Source organism: Wolbachia endosymbiont (group A) of Acrocera orbiculus, from assembly GCF_947250015.1.
GTDB classification, from domain to species: Bacteria; Pseudomonadota; Alphaproteobacteria; order Rickettsiales; family Anaplasmataceae; genus Wolbachia; species Wolbachia pipientis.
Map to the genome: position 1 here is coordinate 898573 of NZ_OX366272.1, position 19414 is coordinate 917986.

Sequence of the window (19414 nt, forward strand, 5' to 3'; positions counted from 1 at the left end):
ATTAATCCTCTATTTTCTCTACTTGAGCCAGATCAAGCTCTATTATTGTCGGCTTACCTAAAATCGATACTTCCACATTAATAATTTTTTTCTCATCGTTTACCATATTTACCTTACCAGTAAAATTTTGAAAAAGACCATCATTAATTTTCACTTTTTCACCTTTTTCATAACCATAACCTAACTTCTTTGTCTCTTGAGCATTATAAAGTGCATTACACATTGAGTGAATCTCATCATCCAAAATCACCTTTGGAATATTACCGTTTTTCAAAAATCCATAAACCTTAAGAGATTTTGGTATATTATTGATAAAATTCAATACTTCATCGCATAAATTCACGTATAAAAAGACATAACCAGGAAAGCATTTCCTTCGTGTAGCAATTTTCTTAGATTTCAACTCTACTTCACTTAGCTCTTCATATGGAATAAAAACTTCCTTAAAGTAATCATTAACACCCAATCTCATAGAATTTTCCAATATATGTTGGCGCACTTTCTCTTCACAATTAGAAGCAACTTTCAAGATATACCATTTATACCTATTAAATTCTTTACACTTTAAACTTATCTCATCATCTAAAATCATCTCAAAATTACCAGATTCGCCACTGCAGAATCCAGGCGTTTGATTCAAAATATTTTTGCTTTCATCACACAGATGCATATATACATACACTGCACATAATTCTTTTATATCAGACTTTGAATTACATACCGTTTGATAAGGAACAAACACTTCCTTAAAATAAACAGCATTACTTACCAATTCGCGTATACCTTGCTCATATCCATAATCAACTTTAATGATATACCATTTATATTCACATTCCATAAATAATTCCAAATAAAGCCTTAATTACGTAAAGAGACATAAAATCCACAAAACAGAAGAAAATCGAAAAGCATAATATAACAATCATTACAACAAATAGAGATGACAACACCTCCTGTTTCTTTACCCAAGCAATTCTTCGTATTTCTTGCTTTATATCACAGAAAAAACCACACAAACTTTTTAACATTTCCACCACAACATTAATGCAGGAGCGATAGGAATTGAACCTACAACCTCTGGTTTTGGAGACCAGCGCTCTACCAATTGAGCTACACTCCTATAACTCAAACTCTCACTCCAAAATTTCAGAAACAACACCAGAACCAACAGTTCTACCGCCTTCTCTTATCGCAAAACGCAATCCCTTATCCATTGCTATCGGTACTTGCAATTCTACTTCTACACTCACATTATCTCCTGGCATTACCATCTCCTTCCCATCTAGCAATTTTATGCTCCCAGTTACATCCGTTGTCCTTAAATAAAACTGTGGCTGGTAATTCGCAAAAAATGGTGTATGCCTTCCTCCTTCCTCTTTCTTTAATATATAAACCTCCGCCTTAAACTTTCTATGCGGTGTTATCGTCCCCGGTTTCGCTAATACTTGCCCTCTCTCCACTTCTTCTCTTTTTGTTCCTCTTAACAATATTCCTACATTGAGTCCTGCACTTCCCTTATCCAGCAACTTCTTAAACATCTCAACACCTGTGCATATCGTCTTTTGCGTCGCTTGCAGACCTATTATCTCTATCTCTTCTCCCGTCTTTATCTCTCCCTTCTCTATTCTTCCTGTTACCACTGTTCCTCGCCCCGATATCGAAAATACATCTTCGATTGGCAATAAAAATGGTAAATCCACAGGCCTTGGTGGAACCGCTACATATTCATCTAACTTTTCCATCAATTTGTCTATTGATTTCTTTCCATATTCGCTGCTGTCATCCTCCAGCGCCTTGAGTGCTGAACCAACCACCACAGGCACTTCATCCCCTGGAAATCCGTATTTACTCAGTAATTCCCTCACTTCCATTTCTACTAAATCTATCATATCAGCATCAGCAACATCAGCTTTATTTATATACACCACGATATATCCAACACCTACCTGCTTCGCCAGCAATATATGCTCTCTCGTTTGTGGCATTGGCCCATCAACCCCCGACACTACCAATATCGCCGCATCCATCTGTGCTGCACCTACTATCATGTTCTTTACATAGTCAGCGTGTCCAGGACAATCAACGTGTGCATAATGCCTTTTTTCCGTCTGATACTCAACATGCGCTGTTGCTATCGTTATCCCCCTCTTCCTTTCTTCTGGCGCTTTATCTATCTGATCGTACGCTACAAAATTTCCATAATGCTTCGTTATCGCCGCTGTTAACGTCGTCTTCCCATGATCCACATGTCCTATTGTTCCCACATTTACATGCGGCTTTCCAAATGCTTCCACTATTGCTGTCATAATTTAAACTTTTCTACCTAAAATACAAATACATCAATAAATAATATGTTGATTTTATAAAAATACAACAAAAAAAAGAGCGGATAGTGGGAATCGAACCCACGTCACTAGCTTGGAAGGCTAGAGCTCTACCATTGAGCTATACCCGCACAATGGAGGAGGTAGGATTCGAACCTACGTACGCTCACGCGGACAGATTTACAGTCTGTTACCTTTAACCACTCGGTCACTCCTCCGCAAAAATTTGTTAAGAGGATACTATTTTAGCATCTTAACTTAAGCTCTTATTGTATTTAATACTAAACGCCTAAAATTAAAAAATCAAGCAATAAAACCTACTCTGATTAAAATCACGCAGATTTCATTTTATACAACACAATATTGTCAATAAAACGTTTAAACAAATAATGCGAATCATGCGTACCTGGCGCTTCTTCTGGATGGTATTGCACAGAAAAGACTGGGTAATCCTTCATCATTATTCCCTCTACACTATTATCAAATAGAGAAATGTGAGTAATTTCAACATTACTTAGAAGAGAAGCTGAATCAACAACGAAACCATGATTTTGGCTAGTGATCTCAACTTTTCCACTAATTACATCATAAACTGGATGGTTACTCCCTCGGTGACCTATATCCATCTTGATGGTCTTTGCCCCCAAAGTAATCGCAAGTAATTGATGGCCCATGCATATGCCAAAAATTGGTATTTTAGATTTTATAATAATGTCTATTTCTGAAACTACACTTTCTCCTATTTCTTGCGGATCACCAGGACCATTTGAAAGCACTATCCCATCTGGATTCATACTCAACACTTTTTGAGCAAAACCTGTGCTTGGTCTGATTAATTCAACTGTACAACCAAGTTCTATTAAGCGTGAAACTATACTGATTTTTACGCCAAAATCAACGATTACAACCCTATATTTTGCATTAAGGTCACTTTTAAAATTACTATGCAAGCTGACTTTATTGGTTATTTCTATCCCATTTACAGATTTGTATTCCTTCAATTTGTCCAACGCATGCGCCTTACTCGATGAGCATATCATTCCATTTTGAGATCCATGTTCTCTCAAATGTCTCGTTAAAGCTCTAGTATCAACTCCTGATATCCCAATCACGTTATTTTTCTCTAACCAATCATTTAAACTGATATATGAAGAAGGGTGGGACATAGAAGCAAGTTCACGCATAACCACACCACTTGCAAAAATTTTCTTTCCTTCATTATCCTTATGGTTTATTCCAACGTTACCAATATGAGGAAAAGTGAACGTTATAATTTGATCGGCAAAAGAAGGATCAGTTATAGTATGCTGATAACCGGTCATACCAGTGGTAAAACAGACCTCACCTATGCATTTGCCTTTTTTACCTACTGATTTTCCCCAAAAGCACTTGCCATCTTGTAAAATTAAAACTGCGTCCTGCACTTCATTATCTATTTAACTGATTCAAAACAGTATACAAGAATTTCAAATAATACGTAACTCTTTCTAAAATTCCAAATTTAACCACGAAGCAGCAAAAAATAACATGAAAAACTTTTAATACAATCTTTCATATAAAATATATAGTTGACTACCTTCATATTTCGTATTAGATATAGGTAAATCATAAGTAAAGTGGAGGGTAATAATGAACACTGGTACAAATCAATCAAAAAAAATAAATGAGAAGTGGTTAGCTGGAGGAATTGGCGCGCTATTATTTGTAATGATGCTACCGTCGATTCTTCTTTTAGCAAAAATAGCTATAGGGCTAATTATGGTTTCAGTTGCAGCAATAGCGATAAAAGTTGCCTTAAAAACAATATCGAATCCTTTAGAGGATAAACAGGCAGATCAAAGCCAAGCGACGCAACAAACAACACAAAGTAAAATTATAAACCTGGCTATTGGATTAACATCTATATTCGTAGGAGGATTATCACTATTCATTATAGCACAAACTGGCTTAATTGCAGCATGTGCAGCTATAACTGCTTTAGCTCTACACGAATATGTTAAAAATCAAGAAATAGGAAAAGAGATAAATGATAAATTCGATAAGGTAGCTGACGATACAATCAATTTTATTGTTAGCAGTGTTGAAAAACTTATTCCAACAAAGCCGCCAGGCATAACAGCCTAAACTGTCTCCGTTCAGGGCATAAGTGTTACAAGTAGCATTATATAAAGCGATTAATGGCATCCTCCTGATAATAGAATAATTGTATCTGTTCAGGGGCATCGCAAATATTGAAGCAAAAGTGGTCAGTGCTTACTATACGAATATTGTGATTTGAATCCACTAGGGAGGATGTCATCCCAGTGCCCAGACACTGGGATGGCTTTGTTGCATCGCTAGCTATGATGGATTAAAGATAAAAAAGATGGAGAATATCAGTAGCTTATTATTCTGGTATTTATAACAAGAACGGTCAGTGAATACCTAAATTTGAGTAAAAGAAATTTCACTACCACTCACTAATCCGGCTAAAATTCAAGAATTTCAATGCTTTAGCTATTTTCAATAGAATTAAATTTATTAATATAAATAATAAATTACTATTCTTAAATTTGATCAGATTGATTGCAAAAAAACAAGATTTTCAATAGGTTACTTATAATCCTAACTATAGTTAGCCTTTCATAAGTAGCGATGCAACAAAGCCCACTGGGATCCAGGAATTTTGATTAGAGATTAAATTGGTGAGTATAAAAGTAGCTAATCCTACGTTAAAATACAACGTTTTTAATGGGACTGCGTAAAAGGGCTGGATTCCAGTGTCAAGCACTGGAATAACACCTTTGTGTTTGAGGCAAAACCTGCTATAACATTTCTTCGCAAACAAACGTTCGTACAGTTATGTATCAGCTACTTTCATGACACCATTTGTTGTAAACTCACATTTCTCTATGATTATCTTTATTTGCCGCTTTCCCGAACGGATGCTCTACAGTTATTTCCTCATTAATAGAGCGAGGTGCACCGGAACCAGGTACAACGATATTCTCGTGCGATTGCATATCCTTCTTTTCCTCACATGGTGTTTGCTTAATGAAATGTGCTGCTAAAACTTCATGTAAAGCTTTACCTTTTATAAGCACAGCCTCGTTTTGCTTAGCTAACTCTAAAATTTTCTTTGGTTCAACATCTTTACCGTCAATAGTTGATTTTTTAATACTAACTTGACCTAAATTTATATTTAGAACAACAGTACAGTTAAGGTCTTTTCCAGATTCATCTTTTGCACCCCAACTAATTTCGATGTCACATATTGCAAATTTTATAAAGGAGTAGTTCCTCTGTTGTTTCTCATTCTTCTCAATTGTTACTATTCTTTCACCATTGCTGTATATTTTTGCTCTTTTTACCTCGCTTTTCTCTTCTTCCATTCTTTTAGTTTTTTCAGTGAAAAGACGACTGGTTTCTAAACTTTGTTCAGGTTTAGTAATGTTGATATTAAGATGGTCATAATGATTAAGAAGACGGTTTGCATATGGACATGGCACATAACACCCATCAAAGAAAGCAATTGCACTACCAGTTTTTAGAAATTCTTGTCCATCGCTCATTCCTTCACCAATTCGAATAAGATATCTACCCAACCTCTTTTTAAAATTTTCTTTTAACTCCTCCTGATCTTTAGAAGTAAGCTTCTTATCCAATATACCCATTATTTCTTTTCGCTTACTCAATACCACATAATTGAAAAGGAAAATATCATCCTCTCGATAATAATTTGCTATCTTGTCAAATGGATCTACCGGCCAACCGTTATTATAATTTACGGAATCAGAAGAATCTTCACACTTATTATCCTTAAAATCAAAATTCAATCTTTCAAAATCTGATAATACTTTTTCTGCCCTATCTTCAAAAGACCGAAGTCCATCTTGAAGTTCTTTTCCATAACTCATTCCTTTGTCAATTTGAAGAACATATTGACCATATTTCTTTCTAAACTCCTCCTGTTCTTCGAGGAGAGAAAGATTCCTATCTAATATATCGATTATTTCTTTCCGCTTATTCAATATCACGTAATTAAAGAGGGAACTCTTCCCCTTCTTTTCATAATCGTCTGCTATTTTGTCAAAACACTTATTATCCTTAAACTCCAATTCCTCAAAATCTGAGAGCACACTTTGTACCTGAGTCTCATCGAATTGAAGATTTGCTTGAGGAGATAGAAGAGTCAACTTTTCTTTACTTTCCTTGGTACTCGAATTTTTGTACAAACCATTAAATAGATTTATAATACTAGAAAACATTTCACACCTCTATTGTTATAAGTAAACTTGATTATATCTTAATGCTAAATGTTGTAAAGCTAAAATTAGAAACTAAAAAAGCTAACATAAGTTCTGCATTGTTTGCAGCTTTATCAGCCTATTAGGCAGAATTATTAAAGAATTAGTTGAATAGGTATTATGATTCAATTTAACTCCATCCACAAGTTCTCCGCTTGTTACTCCAGTTGCAATGAACACTGATTCACCTCTTGCCATATCTTTTACGGCGTAGACTTTTTCTGGGTCATCAATATTTAAATTTTTTGCTCTTTCTCTTAACTGATCCGTATCAAGTACTAATCTTCCCTCCATCTGTCCGTCGATAGAGCTTAGCGCTGCAGCCGCAAGCACTCCCTCTGGTGCTCCTCCTATACCGATATACATATCATGATTGCCATTTACTAGTGAAACTATGGCCGCAACATCACCATCATCTATTAGTTTAATTTTTGCTCCTAATTTCCTGATTTTCTCTATTAATTCACCATGCCTTTCACGTTTAAGTACAGTTACCACGAGATCATTCACTTTGCATTTTTTTGCCTTGGCTAAATTGTCTAGATTCTTTTCAATGCTATTTTTTAGTGAGACTACACCCTCTGGAAGATTTTTTCCTACTGCTATCTTTTCCATATAAACATCAGGTGCATGTAAAAAATTACCTTTTTTCGTTGCAGCAAGAACGGACATTGCCCCTGATTTGTAATGAGCACAAATCGTAGTGCCTTCAAGTGGGTCAACAGCAATGTCAATCTCAGGACCATTTCCAGTGCCAACCTTCTCGCCAATATATAGCATCGGCGCTTCATCTCTCTCACCTTCACCAATTACGATGGTACCATTTATTTCCATTGAATTTAATACTGTACGCATTGCATCAACTGCAACCTGATCAGCCTTTTTTTCATCGCCGAAGCCTGCTAGTTTATATGCAGCAAGCGCCGCAGCTTCGGTCACTTTAACTAATTTATAGGCTAAATCTTCCATCATTTGCTTTAAGAACTATATTCAATATATATCATGCTGCTTGAAACTGCAATATGCCTTGACTGGTTGTGGGAAAGTTGCTATAATAAACTAACATATAGTAGTAGGGTTAGTTATGATATATAGTAATGATGATATTAGAGAGTTGTATCTAAATATAAATGAGACTGTAAAACAGAAGCCTCAAGCAAGTCTTGAAGAATTAAGTAAAGAGCTAAATGCAAGAATTGATCTAAAGCAAAAATTTCATAATGGCTGTGTGTTGGGAGATTTACTATTAGCACTTGCAATTGAAAAAAGTAATCTAGATTTTATAAAATTTCTCTTTAAAAATGAGCTAAAAATTATTAGTATCATTTCCCAACAAGAAGAAACATGCCATATTCCCAAAACTATAAATGGTCAATCTATATTAAATTATGCTGTCCATTTTGGTAATACCGAAATTTTAGATCTACTCTTACAAAATGTTAACGCAGAACAATCAAAGCTAATACCTAAAAGCAAGCTGTACAAGTTGTGTCAACAATTAAAGAGTAATGCGTTAGATAAGGCTATAGACAAAAACAATGAAAAACTTGTTACGTTACTCGTGTCAGCGATAGAGGAGAAACAAGAAAAGCAAAAAATATCTAATGAGGAAATTAAAGTAGGATCTGGCAGTAATAGTAATGCCACTAGTAAATCTATAGCAACATCAACAAAAAAAACAAATCCAACTACTGTACCAAATAGTGGTAACGGTAGGAGTGTTATTAATAAACCAGTATCTCCTGTAGTATCAACAAACGCCGGCACATCCGCTATGTCAAGCGGTAATGATAAGTCTAGTAATATAAGAACTCACGGCGATGGTCTATCAAATCATACTATTACACCAAATAGTGGTAACGGTCAGCATCATAATAACAAAAATGAAACGCCTGTAGTAACAGTGCCTTCTATATTAACAAAGAAGACAAATACCAATCAAACTGTTACACCAAATAGTGGTAACGGTCAGCATCATAATAACGAAAATAAAACGCCTGTAGTAACAGGGATTGACCAAACTGCCACACCAAATAATGATAATAAAGCTAACGGCTTTGTAGATGCTCAATTTTCTATGCCAAATGAACAAGAAACTAAATATAAAGAGAGCAAAAAGGATTTTTACACCTCATTGACAAAAGATGTTGTTGGAGTTGTTATTACAGGATTATTCATTACTGCTGCTGTGATGGTTCCATTTGTAGCTGGTGCAGTAGTTTGCAGTGTCATAGCTGCTTTGATTGCAATATATACCGGGTTGCATGTAAAAAATTCTACATTACCAAGTTATAGGGAGATGAGAGAGAATGAAGTTGAACGTGTAACAGGATGTCATCCCAGTGCCCAGACACTGGGATCCAAAAGGCCATAATAAAAACTAGATTCCAGCGTCACGCGCTGGAATGACACCCTCTGGTGGGCTCAAACCATATGAGTAGCCAACACTGCCACTATACTTACCTAGCAAATTTAGATCTAACACTAAACTGTGCTGCCACTAACTTTGCAATCGGTACTCTATAGGGTGAGCATGAAACATAATCTACCCCTGATTCGATGAGAAACTCTATAGATTTTGGATCTGCTCCATGCTCTCCACATATACCCAGTTTTATTTCTTTTCGGGTTTTTTTGCCTCTTTCAATAGCTATCTTGATTAACTCCCCTACCCCTTCGATGTCCAGCACTTCAAATGGGTCGTTTTCGAATATGTTGCTTTCCTTATAAGAATCGAGGAAATTAACTGAATCATCTCTTGAAAGTCCCATGGTTGTTTGCGTTAAATCATTAGTGCCAAAACTAAAAAACTCTGCATGTTTTGCTAACTTATCAGCAATCAGTGCTGCTCTTGGTAGTTCTATCATCGTTCCAATTGAATAAGCCTTGTCTGATGTCATTCCAGCGCGTGACGCTGGAATCTGCGTCTGGATCCCAGCTGAGATAACAGAGGATTCTTTCTTTGCTAGCTCGCATATCAGAATAAATTCTTTCTCGCTCATGATAAAAGGAATCATGATTTCAGGCTCCACTTCTATCTTCTTTTCTTTCTTTAATTCACTTGCAGCACTAAGTATTGCCCTAATCTGCATGCTATATATTTCAGGATGAGAAATAGCAAGTCTACAACCTCGATGGCCAAGCATTGGGTTCTTTTCTGATAACTGTGCTATTTTATTTTTTACTGACTCAACTGACTTACTAAGTGATTTGGCAATTTTTTCTATAGTAGACTGATCATTGGGTAAAAATTCATGCAAAGGTGGATCAAGCAACCGTATAGTGACTTCCCTGCCCTCCATAATAGAAAATATTTCTTTGAAATCAGACTTTTGCATTTCTTCTAGTTTAATGAGCGCATTTGCCCTTTCATTTTCATCGTCAGCTATTATCAATTTTTGAATGAATTCGATTCTATCACTAGCGAAAAACATATGTTCTGTGCGACATAAGCCTATACCTTCTGCACCGAATTCTTTTGCAATTTTTGCATCTTTTGGAGTATCAGCGTTCGCTCTCACTTTGATCGTTTTGATTTCATCTATCCAGTTGATTATCGTTTTGAATTCTTGCAATAATTCAGGCGAAATTGTAGGAAGAATGCCAAGCATAACCTCCCCTGTTCCTCCGTTGATGGTAATTGGTTCACCTTTATTTACTTTTGCATCCCCTACAGAAAAGAAAGTTCCATCTTTATCGATATAAAGTCCACTCACACTGCAAATGCATGGCTTACCCATTCCACGGGTTACAACAGCAGCATGCGAGGTCATCCCTCCCCGTGCTGTTACTATGCCACTTGCAGCATTCATTCCATTAATATCTTCAGGACTCGTTTCTGACCTTACTAAAATCACTTTTTTACCCTGCTCTGCAGCTTTTTCAGCATCACTTGCACTAAACACTACATATCCAGAAGCAACCCCTGGAGAAGCCGGCAGTCCCTTCCCTATTACTTTCTGGTCACCCTTAACGTCAAGAACTGGATGCAATAAATTGTCAAAAGTTTTTGGATCAATTCTCAATATTCCTTCTTCTTTTGTAATCGTTCCTTCGTTTACCATATCAACTATTATGCGAATAGCAGCTTCAGCCGTGCGCTTGCCAGACCTAGTCTGCAAAATCCATAACTTACCGTCCTGCACAGTAAATTCGATATCCTGCATGTCTTTATAATGCCTTTCAAGTTTTTCACATACCACGCATAATTCTCGGTAGACACTTGGCAGCAACTTCTCCATGGTGTTTTTTTGCTCTCCGTCAATTGGCATAGGAGTATAAACACCAGAAACCACATCCTCACCCTGAGCATTAATCAGAAATTCACCAAAGTATTTTTTTTCTCCAGTTGAAGGATTTCGTGTAAATATCACACCAGTTGCAGAATTATCATTTAAATTACCAAAAACCATTGCTTGCACGTTGACCGCTGTTCCAAGGTTTTCAGGAATATTATGTATTCTTCTATAGGAAACAGCCCTATCATTTTTCCAAGAGGCAAATACTGCATTAACTGAGTTTAACAATTGCTCTTCAACGTTCTGCGGGAAATGTTTCTCAGTTTTTTCATATACTATCTTTTTAAAATCGTTAACAATTCTCTTTAAAACATCAACATCAAGATCAGCTAAGCTTTTTGCTCCACTCTTTTGCTGCTCATTATCAACAACATCTTGAAATAGGTGATGATCAAGCTGTAGTACAACATTGGAGTACATCATGATGAAACGGCAGTAGCTATCGTAAGCAAAACGTTCGCCACTTTTTTTTGTAAGCCCAACAACGGTTTCATCATTTAGACCAACATTTAAAATAGTATCAAGCATGCCCGGCATTGAACTAACACTACCAGAGCGTATTGAAACTAATAAAGGATTATTTAAATCCCCAAATTTACAACCGATGTCATTTTCGAGCATCGCCATGTAGTTTTTGATTCCACTACATATGTCATTCCAGTGCGTGACCACATTTTTTTCTGGATCCGAGTAGTCAGCTACTTGGATAACAGAAGATCTATTGTCTTGATAATAGACTTTGCAAGCAGAGGTGGAAATTGTGAAACCAGGTGGAACAGGAATGCCAACATTGCACATTTCTGCTAAATTTGCCCCCTTTCCTCCCAGCAGATTTTTCATTTCTGCATTGCCTTCGCATTTACCCTGGCTAAAGTAATGTATTAACTTTTCCCCCATCATTTTCTCCGGATTTTCACTGATAAACACATTGTACATATAGTTCCAATAAACCTGTGAGAACTTGAAACCTTAGGATAATAAATTTTACAAAATTTTGCAACAACGTTCCTTCTGGCAACATCAGTAAAGTTAACAAAAAAGATGACAAATTATTGAATTATTATTAATAAGAATATATAATATAAAGATACATTTAAAAATTTTTTTATGGCTCTTTCTAAATTTCTCGACCCCAAGAATGATGTTGCGTTCGTGCGACGTGAAAAGTCGCTTATTAAATTGTTTAGCAGGTCACCCTGACTAAACCGAGTGTTTTGCCGCTCGTACCCTACTAGACTGTACAAAAGCAGTAATGCTTTGTGCAAAGCGTTTAGGACAATGAACCCGCCTGAAAAGGAGAAGTTCGGTCTGCGAAGAAAGAACAATGCTATAAGTGTCGAGTTGGCACGGGGGCTAGGGTTAATGGTATGGATAGCGCAAGCAAATGATCCTAAGCATCGTTACGTCGAACAAGCCAAAGACACTGATAGGCTTGAACCAAAAGGTAAGTAGACTGGTTATCAAACTGAACGCATTTGATACGCAAACATCAAGGTCACCGGTGTAGAGATCAATCCTAACCCGTTGTTGTTTAATAGGTGGAACACGGAAACCCCATATATCTCTGGGTACCAATATTGGATATTCAGTAAGGTCGATCGTGAGAAAGGCTTATGGGTATGTGGGATTGGGAGTGTGGAAAAAGTGAACGCTCATCTGTAATGGATGTGATACAGGTTTAACGTTACCTGGCTCGAAAGAGAACTGACGTCCACAATGGTCATCTTGGACAAGATTGTTTGTAAAACTTTTAAAGAGAGGAAAGCAGATGGTTACAGGTAAAATTGTAAGTGCACCTTTCGGTACTGCCGAGCACTGGAACCAAATTAATTGGTCTCAATGTAAGAAAAAAACCAGGAAGCTACAAGCTCGTATTGTTCAGGCAACAAAAGATGGGAGATGGAATAAAGTGAAAACTTTACAACATCTTCTCACACGTAGTTTTAGTGCTAAAGCATTAGCAGTGAAACGCGTAACTTCGAACAAAGGAAAATACACGGCTGGTGTTGATAATCAGTTGTGGCAAAGTCCTTCAGCTAAATCTCAAGGAATTGCTAGCCTAAAGCGACGTGGATATCGCTCTCAACCTATGAGACGCATTTATCTAATCAAGCCTGAGGGCGGCAAGCGGCCGATTAGTATTCCAACTATAAAAGATCGTGCGATACAAGCCTTATACCTTATGGGCTTGGACCCTGTTGCAGAAACAATAGGAGACACTCACTCATATGGATTCAGGGTGCATCGTTCAGCAGCAGATGCAGTAAGTCAAATTTTCATAACATTGGCAAGACGTGATGCTCCGCAATGGATTTTAGAGGGGGATATTAAGAAGTGTTTCGATGAAATAGACCACCACTGGTTGAAAAACTCAATTCCAATGGAAAAGAGTATCCTAAATAAATGGTTAAGGTCTGGATTCGTAGAAAGACGAATGCTACATCCCACAATAGCAGGAACTCCACAAGGTGGAATTATATCTCCTGTACTTGCTAATTTAACTCTCGACGGTCTTGATGATGTTTTCAATAAACATTTCGGAAAAAAGGGAACCAAAAAACGCAAGAAATATGGTGTACACATGATCCGCTATGCGGATGATTTTATAGTAACTGGAAAATCGAAAGAAATTCTAGAGACTAAAGTCAAACGGCTTGTAGAGGATTTCCTGAGCCAAAGAGGGCTATCTTTATCGGCAGGAAAGACAAAGATCACACACATAGAACAGGGATTCGATTTTCTCGGTCAGACAGTACGCAAGTACAAAACAAAACTAATCATCAAACCTTCAGAAAAAAGTGTAAACAGACTTCTGAAGCGCATCCGGTACCTAATTCGCAAGAAGAACGCAGAAACCCAAGAAAAAGTAATTGATATGCTTACACCTCAAATTCGAGGATGGGCCAACTACCATCGAGGAATATGTGCGAGAAAAGCTTACGAAAAAGTGGACCATGAGATCTTCAAAGCCTTATGGCACTGGTCAAAACGCAGACATCCTAATAAAGGATTACGTTGGATTAAAGGTAAATACTTTAAAGTCAAGGAGTCTCGAAAATGGTGTTTTGCAGTACTGGCTAAGAATAAAAACATAATTGAATGGAAAGAACTCTTCCAAGCGACAAGTGTACCAATTCGCCGCCATAAGAAAATTAGAGCAGTAGCTAACCCCTATGATAAAGAGTGGTATGCTTACTTTAAAGAACGTCAATCAAAAAAACTCTTCTCTTTGCAAAAATGGTAAGGTATGATTAATGTTAGTTCTAAGAAGGAATTTGATATGTCCAAATATTCGATAAAAACTGTTGCCGGTTCTAAAGAAAAGGACTTAAGGTGGCTCGAGCCGTATGAAGGGAAACTTTCACGTACGGTTCCTAGAGGAGGGTTCGATGGGTAAATATCTTAGTCCATTGAACTCTTACTCTTTCCCTTTAAACATACCAGTACCTATGGCTATTAGAGATAAACCTAAATATAAAAAACCTGTTCAAACTTAACCAATGACATGCAAGCATGACCTGCTATCATCACTATCCCTCCAAGCAATACCATGTTGCGGAATCCCATCAACTTATCAGCTAAAAAACCTCCAAGTATTGGTATAGCATAACCTGTTGCAGCAAATAATGCGTAAATAGTAAAGGCCCTCTCATCAGTGAAACCTAAGTGAGAAGTTAAAAACAGGACCAAAAGTACTCGCATTCCATAATAAGAGAAACGTTCCCACATTTCAACAAAGCACAACATTTTTAAAAATTGTGGAAACTTATCTGTCTTCTGATCCATAAAATACCCCTAAAGCTTGGGTTAATGTTAAGTAAAACAATAAAAACTGCAAGTAAAACTTAAAAAAAGGTATTAGAAGCTCGGCAGAATAGTTTGCTGGGATGTGAGCTACGGAAATATTTTTGAATTTGTAATTTTTCAGAAAGCCCTATATTCTTTAGTTTTACATAGCGAACATGAAGTCAAAGCATTATCCTGATACAGTAAGTAGTCCTGATTTTTCGTCGTTAGAAAAAGAAATCATAAAATTTTGGCAGGAAAATAAAGTTTTTGAGCGGTCAGTTGGAGAACGTTCTAAGGATAATTGTTTTGTGTTTTATGATGGGCCTCCATTTGCAAATGGACTTCCGCATTATGGACATTTACTCACTGGTTTCATCAAAGACGCATTTGCAAGATATCAAACTATGCTTCAAAAAAGGGTTGAACGTAGATTTGGCTGGGATTGCCATGGATTGCCGGCTGAGATGGGTGCAGAAAAAGAACTTGGAATATCTGGTAGAACTGAGATAGAGAAGTTTGGTATAGATAAATTTAACGATCATTGCCGTACTTCTGTGATGAAATTTTCATCAGAGTGGGAAAAATATGTCAATAGACAAGCAAGATGGGTAGATTTTCACAATGACTATAAGACTATGGATAAATCATTCATGGAGTCGGTCATGTGGGCATTCAAGCAGCTTTATGATAAGGGTCTGGTGTATGAATCAGTGCGCGTTGTACCATATAGCTGGGCATGCGAAACTCCATTATCTAATTTCGAAACAAGGCTTGATAACGCGTATAGAGAAAAAGTTAGCAAAGCTGTAACTGTTGCATTTGAGCTTTTAGAAAACCCACAGCAATTTAAAAGTGTTAAACGAAAGTGTAAATTACTTGCTTGGACTACAACTCCCTGGACGTTGCCGAGCAACTTGGCTTTAGCAATAGGAGAAGATATTAAGTATTGTGCAGTGTCAGTCCACCCTTTGATGTCATTCCAGCGTGTGACGCTGGAATCTATTTCTGGATCCCAGTGTCGAAGCACTGGGATGACAGGGGAGGGGGCTACTGGGATGACAGGGGATAATGCAAAAGATCTAGTTAACGATGAAGTTTACATCTTCGCTGAAAGTTATTTAGGGAAATTTGTCAGCCACTGTGAACAAAGCAATATTCCATATGAAAACTGCAATATAAAACTTAAAGCGAATGATCTTGCAGGTCTTTCTTACAAACCACTGTTTGACTATTTTAAAGACACAAAAAATGCATTTCGCGTTTTTATTGCTGATTATGTGACGGAAGAAGATGGTACTGGCGTTGTGCACACTGCTCCTGGATTTGGTGAGGAAGATTTTTACCTTTGCCAAAGCCATGATATTCCAGTTATTTGTCCAATTGATAACAGTGGAAAATTTACTGCTGAAATTTCAGATTTGGCAGGGGTTCATGTTTTTGATACCAATGATACAGTAATAAAAAAATTAAAAGAGCAAGGGAATTGGTTTAAAACTGAACAATATATTCACAATTATCCACACTGCTGGAGAACTGACACTCCTTTGATCTATCGCACTATGCCTTCTTGGTATGTTGCTGTTACAAAATTCAAAAGCAGAATGGTAGAGCTAAATAAGAGAGTTAATTGGATACCAAACCACATTAGAGATGGTCAATTTGGAAAATGGCTTGAAGGGGCACACGACTGGTCAATTTCACGCAATCGATTCTGGGGTACGCCAATCCCTGTATGGAAATCAGACGATGCGAGATATCCAAGAGTAGATGTATATGGTTCAATAGAAGAACTGGAGAGAGGTTTTAATGTTAAAATAGACGACTTGCACAGACCATTTATCGATACTTTAACAAGACCAAATCCTGATGATCCAACAGGAAAATCAGTTATGCGCCGTGTACCTGACGTGTTTGACTGCTGGTTTGAATCTGGCTCGATGCCATTTGCGCAAATCCACTATCCGTTTGAAAATAAGGAGTGGTTTGAATCTGCGGATTTTATCACTGAATACATAGCGCAAACCAGGGGGTGGTTTTATACGCTCTTTGTATTGTCCACTGCTTTGTTTGATAGGGAACCATTTAAGAACTGCATATGCCACGGTGTTGTTTTGGATGTAAAAGGGCAAAAATTGTCCAAACGTTTGAATAACTATGCAGATCCAATGGAGGTTTTTGATAGATACGGTTCTGATGCACTGCGTTTTCTTATGCTTTCTGGATCTATTGTTTGTGGTGGTAATTTGCTACTCGATAAAGAAGGAAACTCAATACGAGATGTTCTGAAAAACGTAATAAAACCTATTTGGAACAGTTATCACTTTTTTACTATGTATGCAAATGCAGATGGAATTAAAGCTGAAGTTTGTAAGGATTATCAAAGTACTATTGATCGCTACATGATTTCCAAATGTTTTGAAGCTATAGAAAGTATCCAAGCTTCTATGAACAGCTATAACTCCCAAGAGGCTTGCAAAATTTTAATGAACTTTTTTGAAGTGCTAAATAATTGGTATATTCGTCGCAGTCGCGAGCGTTTTTGGAAAAGTGATTTGGATCAGGATAAAACTGATGCTTATAATGTTCTATATACGGTTTTTTATTACATACTAAGAGCTGCAGCTCCTTTGTTGCCACTTATAACAGAGAATATATGGCAAGGGCTTAAGTATGAAGAAACATCTGTTCATTTGGCTAATTTTCCACAATTAGAGAAGTTTGATAGTCAGCTCATTGCCAAGATGGATCTAGTGAGAGAGGTGTGCAACTCTGCACTTTCGATCAGAAACACTTTTAATATACGTATCAGACAGCCGCTTGGCAGTATGATCATTTATCATCAGTCTTCCTGTAGTTTTCTTGAAGGTGAACCGCTTTCTGTCATCCCAGAGTTCTCTCCTGTTATCCAAGTAGCTGACACTGGGATCCAGTGTGCTGCAGATTCAAATGAGTACCAGGAGATGATAAAAGATGAGGTGAATGTAAAAAGCTTGGAATTAGTAAACAGACTTGAAGGTATTGCATCACTAGAGTTAAAGCTAAATTTCCCACTGCTTGGGAAAAGAATTCCAGACAAAATCAAGAAGCTAGTTCAATATGTCAAGGAGGGAAAATGGAAGCAAGTTGAGAATGAGCAGATATTTCTAGGAGACGAATCAGAGAACTATATTATAGAAAAAGGCGAATATGAACTATTGTTAAAAGCAAACAGTGAATATTCCTCTGTATTTGATAACAATAAAGGGATTGTCATTCTAAATACTGAACTAAATGATGAATTAATTCTAGAAGGGCTTGCAAGAGATGTCGTGAGGCTCATTCAGGAAACCAGGAAACAAGCTGATTTTCATATGTCCGATAGAATCAGAGTAATAATCAAAACAGAAGATGAGAAAATTAAGGAAGCAATAAATACGTGGATTGAATATATAAAAGAGCAGACCCTTACCTTATCTTTGGACATTAATACAGAAATTGGAACTAACTTTTATTTTAAGGAGTACCAAAATTTGATAGTTGGTATTAGGTTAAATTATTAGTAGTTGAAAGTTGTCATTGTTTATGCTATACTTAGGTTACTTGAGGTAAGGTTATGGTATGCATGCTGTTGTAGATTGTAAGAAAGTTGTTGACTTAAATAACAATAGTGATGATTTAGGTAAAGTAGAATCTATTTCCAATGTTATAGCATTTCTCATAATAGTCCAAACAGGTCATAGGAAGGCAGAATCAACAGCACGAAGAAAGGATTCGAATAGAGGAATGTTTTTCCTGGCTCTGTTTTTTATAGCAAACCAATGATGCTCAATTTTGTTGAAATCTGGAGAATAAGGCGGCAGATACAAAATTTCTGCACCAACCCCTTTAGCAAGCTCGATAATCTTATCAGACTTATGAAAAGTAGCATTGTCAAGAATGACAGTCTGTCCAGGTTCCAAGATCGGTGTCAAAAATTGCTCAAACCATCCATTAAAAACATCCATATTACAGTGGCCTTCAAAGGTTAACGGAACAACTATCTTTCTTCCACTTAAGGCTGCAACCATACTGATTCGTTGAGTTTTCTTTCCAGATTTTAAGGCATAAAACCGCCGTCCTTTCTGGCAATATCCGTAGGGGTAGTCTTCGGTGTTATCAATGCCAGACTCATCTATATACACTAAGTTTTTAGGTTCTTTTGTCGCTATAATTTTCAAAAATTCAGCACGTTTTTCTTCGTTTCTTTCCTTGTATCCATATGTCTTTTTTTGCGCGTAAATCCAATTTTTTTAAGGGCTCGATAGATCGTTTGGATACTAACGTTGTTCCAAAGTTTAGCCATTTCCGATAGAGTCTTTCCTCCGTGTTCTCTGGCAAATTTGGCAAAGGTATCCCAGTCGGTAATTTTGTGATTGTAACCCCCATTTCCAAGTTTTTTTGATTGAAAGTCTCCTGTTTCTTTTCTTCTTTGCTGCCACTCCCATAAAGTAGTTCGTCCAATCTTAAATCTTGCTGCCACTGTTTCTCTGCTTTCTCCTTCGTCTAGCGCTTCCATTGCTTTTTTTCTTAAATCATAACTATATGCTGCTGGCATTCAACCTCCTTATCATCATCTATCCTTATCCTATCACATCCGGACTTTTATCGAAAGAGCTATAACTGCAAATTGCAATGTTCGTACACCAAAAGAATGAATCACGGTATGACGGTTCGCGGCGGTATGACGTCTGGCCTGCAC

The 19414-nt window shown here is 37.0% G+C and carries 14 protein-coding genes and 3 tRNA genes; 5 read left to right on the forward strand and 12 right to left on the reverse strand.

Features of this window, described 5'->3' with window-relative positions:
* Position 1 precedes the first annotated feature (1 nt).
* The 7 genes from nusG to carA all read right to left on the reverse strand — a co-directional run bounded on the left by nusG (position 2) and on the right by carA (position 3748).
* Positions 2 to 838 carry a transcription termination/antitermination protein NusG gene (gene nusG / locus OOL03_RS04475; RefSeq protein ID WP_264707102.1) on the reverse strand — a complete coding sequence of 279 codons (837 nt, stop codon included), beginning with the start codon at positions 836 to 838 and terminating at the stop codon, positions 2 to 4.
* Complete coding sequence (gene secE / locus OOL03_RS04480; protein WP_022626186.1) at positions 828 to 1028, reverse strand: preprotein translocase subunit SecE; 201 nt, start codon at positions 1026 to 1028, stop codon at positions 828 to 830. The genes nusG and secE overlap by 11 nt, the downstream gene beginning before the upstream one ends.
* Before the next feature lie 19 nt (positions 1029 to 1047).
* Positions 1048 to 1120 (reverse strand) — tRNA-Trp (locus tag OOL03_RS04485).
* A gap of 13 nt (positions 1121 to 1133) precedes the next feature.
* Positions 1134 to 2306 carry an elongation factor Tu gene (gene tuf / locus OOL03_RS04490; RefSeq protein ID WP_253303165.1) on the reverse strand — a complete coding sequence of 391 codons (1173 nt, stop codon included), beginning with the start codon at positions 2304 to 2306 and terminating at the stop codon, positions 1134 to 1136.
* Positions 2307 to 2384: 78 nt separating this feature from the next.
* Positions 2385 to 2455 (reverse strand) — tRNA-Gly (locus tag OOL03_RS04495).
* A gap of 4 nt (positions 2456 to 2459) precedes the next feature.
* Positions 2460 to 2542: transfer RNA gene (locus OOL03_RS04500), tRNA-Tyr, on the reverse strand.
* A 114-nt stretch (positions 2543 to 2656) separates the two neighbouring features.
* On the reverse strand, positions 2657 to 3748 hold the full coding sequence (carA, locus tag OOL03_RS04505) for a glutamine-hydrolyzing carbamoyl-phosphate synthase small subunit (RefSeq protein WP_264707103.1): 1092 nt from the start codon (positions 3746 to 3748) through the stop codon (positions 2657 to 2659).
* Between the two features lie 205 nt (positions 3749 to 3953).
* On the opposite strand from carA, the gene OOL03_RS04510 reads away from it, so the two are divergent.
* Positions 3954 to 4448 carry a hypothetical protein gene (locus OOL03_RS04510; RefSeq protein WP_264707104.1) on the forward strand — a complete coding sequence of 165 codons (495 nt, stop codon included), beginning with the start codon at positions 3954 to 3956 and terminating at the stop codon, positions 4446 to 4448.
* A 755-nt stretch (positions 4449 to 5203) separates the two neighbouring features.
* Here the strand turns inward: OOL03_RS04510 and OOL03_RS04515 are convergent.
* Together OOL03_RS04515 and glpX are read right to left on the reverse strand one after the other, a co-directional pair.
* A complete protein-coding gene (locus tag OOL03_RS04515; protein WP_264707105.1) occupies positions 5204 to 6571 on the reverse strand; it encodes a hypothetical protein in 1368 nt (455 codons plus the stop codon).
* Positions 6572 to 6652: 81 nt separating this feature from the next.
* Positions 6653 to 7579, reverse strand: a complete 927-nt coding sequence (gene glpX / locus OOL03_RS04520; RefSeq protein WP_213863134.1) for a class II fructose-bisphosphatase — start codon at positions 7577 to 7579, stop codon at positions 6653 to 6655.
* 115 nt (positions 7580 to 7694) lie between these two features.
* On the opposite strand from glpX, the gene OOL03_RS04525 reads away from it, so the two are divergent.
* On the forward strand, positions 7695 to 8984 hold the full coding sequence (locus OOL03_RS04525; protein ID WP_264707106.1) for an ankyrin repeat domain-containing protein: 1290 nt from the start codon (positions 7695 to 7697) through the stop codon (positions 8982 to 8984).
* 85 nt (positions 8985 to 9069) lie between these two features.
* On the opposite strand, the gene ppdK is transcribed toward OOL03_RS04525, so the two are convergent.
* On the reverse strand, positions 9070 to 11805 hold the full coding sequence (gene ppdK / locus OOL03_RS04530) for a pyruvate, phosphate dikinase (RefSeq protein ID WP_264707107.1): 2736 nt from the start codon (positions 11803 to 11805) through the stop codon (positions 9070 to 9072).
* 381 nt (positions 11806 to 12186) lie between these two features.
* Between ppdK and OOL03_RS04535 the strand changes: the two genes are divergently transcribed.
* Positions 12187 to 12360, forward strand: a complete 174-nt coding sequence (locus OOL03_RS04535) for a hypothetical protein (protein ID WP_264707108.1) — start codon at positions 12187 to 12189, stop codon at positions 12358 to 12360.
* A gap of 316 nt (positions 12361 to 12676) precedes the next feature.
* Positions 12677 to 14152 (forward strand): group II intron reverse transcriptase/maturase, encoded by a 1476-nt coding sequence (gene ltrA / locus OOL03_RS04540; protein WP_264707109.1) that lies wholly within the window; start codon positions 12677 to 12679, stop codon positions 14150 to 14152.
* A 224-nt stretch (positions 14153 to 14376) separates the two neighbouring features.
* Here the strand turns inward: ltrA and OOL03_RS04545 are convergent, their stop codons facing one another.
* On the reverse strand, positions 14377 to 14694 hold the full coding sequence (locus tag OOL03_RS04545) for an MFS transporter (RefSeq protein ID WP_264707110.1): 318 nt from the start codon (positions 14692 to 14694) through the stop codon (positions 14377 to 14379).
* Positions 14695 to 14870: 176 nt separating this feature from the next.
* Here OOL03_RS04545 and OOL03_RS04550 point away from each other — a divergent pair, with 176 nt between their 5' ends.
* Positions 14871 to 18236 carry an isoleucine--tRNA ligase gene (locus OOL03_RS04550; protein WP_264707111.1) on the forward strand — a complete coding sequence of 1122 codons (3366 nt, stop codon included), beginning with the start codon at positions 14871 to 14873 and terminating at the stop codon, positions 18234 to 18236.
* Positions 18237 to 18410: 174 nt separating this feature from the next.
* On the opposite strand, the gene OOL03_RS04555 is transcribed toward OOL03_RS04550, so the two are convergent.
* Positions 18411 to 19270 (reverse strand): IS630 family transposase gene (locus OOL03_RS04555; protein ID WP_264707019.1). Its coding sequence is split into 2 segments (ribosomal slippage): positions 18411 to 18946 and positions 18946 to 19270, totalling 861 coding nucleotides; the frame shifts between segments, so codons are not numbered across the junction.
* Between the last annotated feature and the right edge of the window lie 144 nt (positions 19271 to 19414).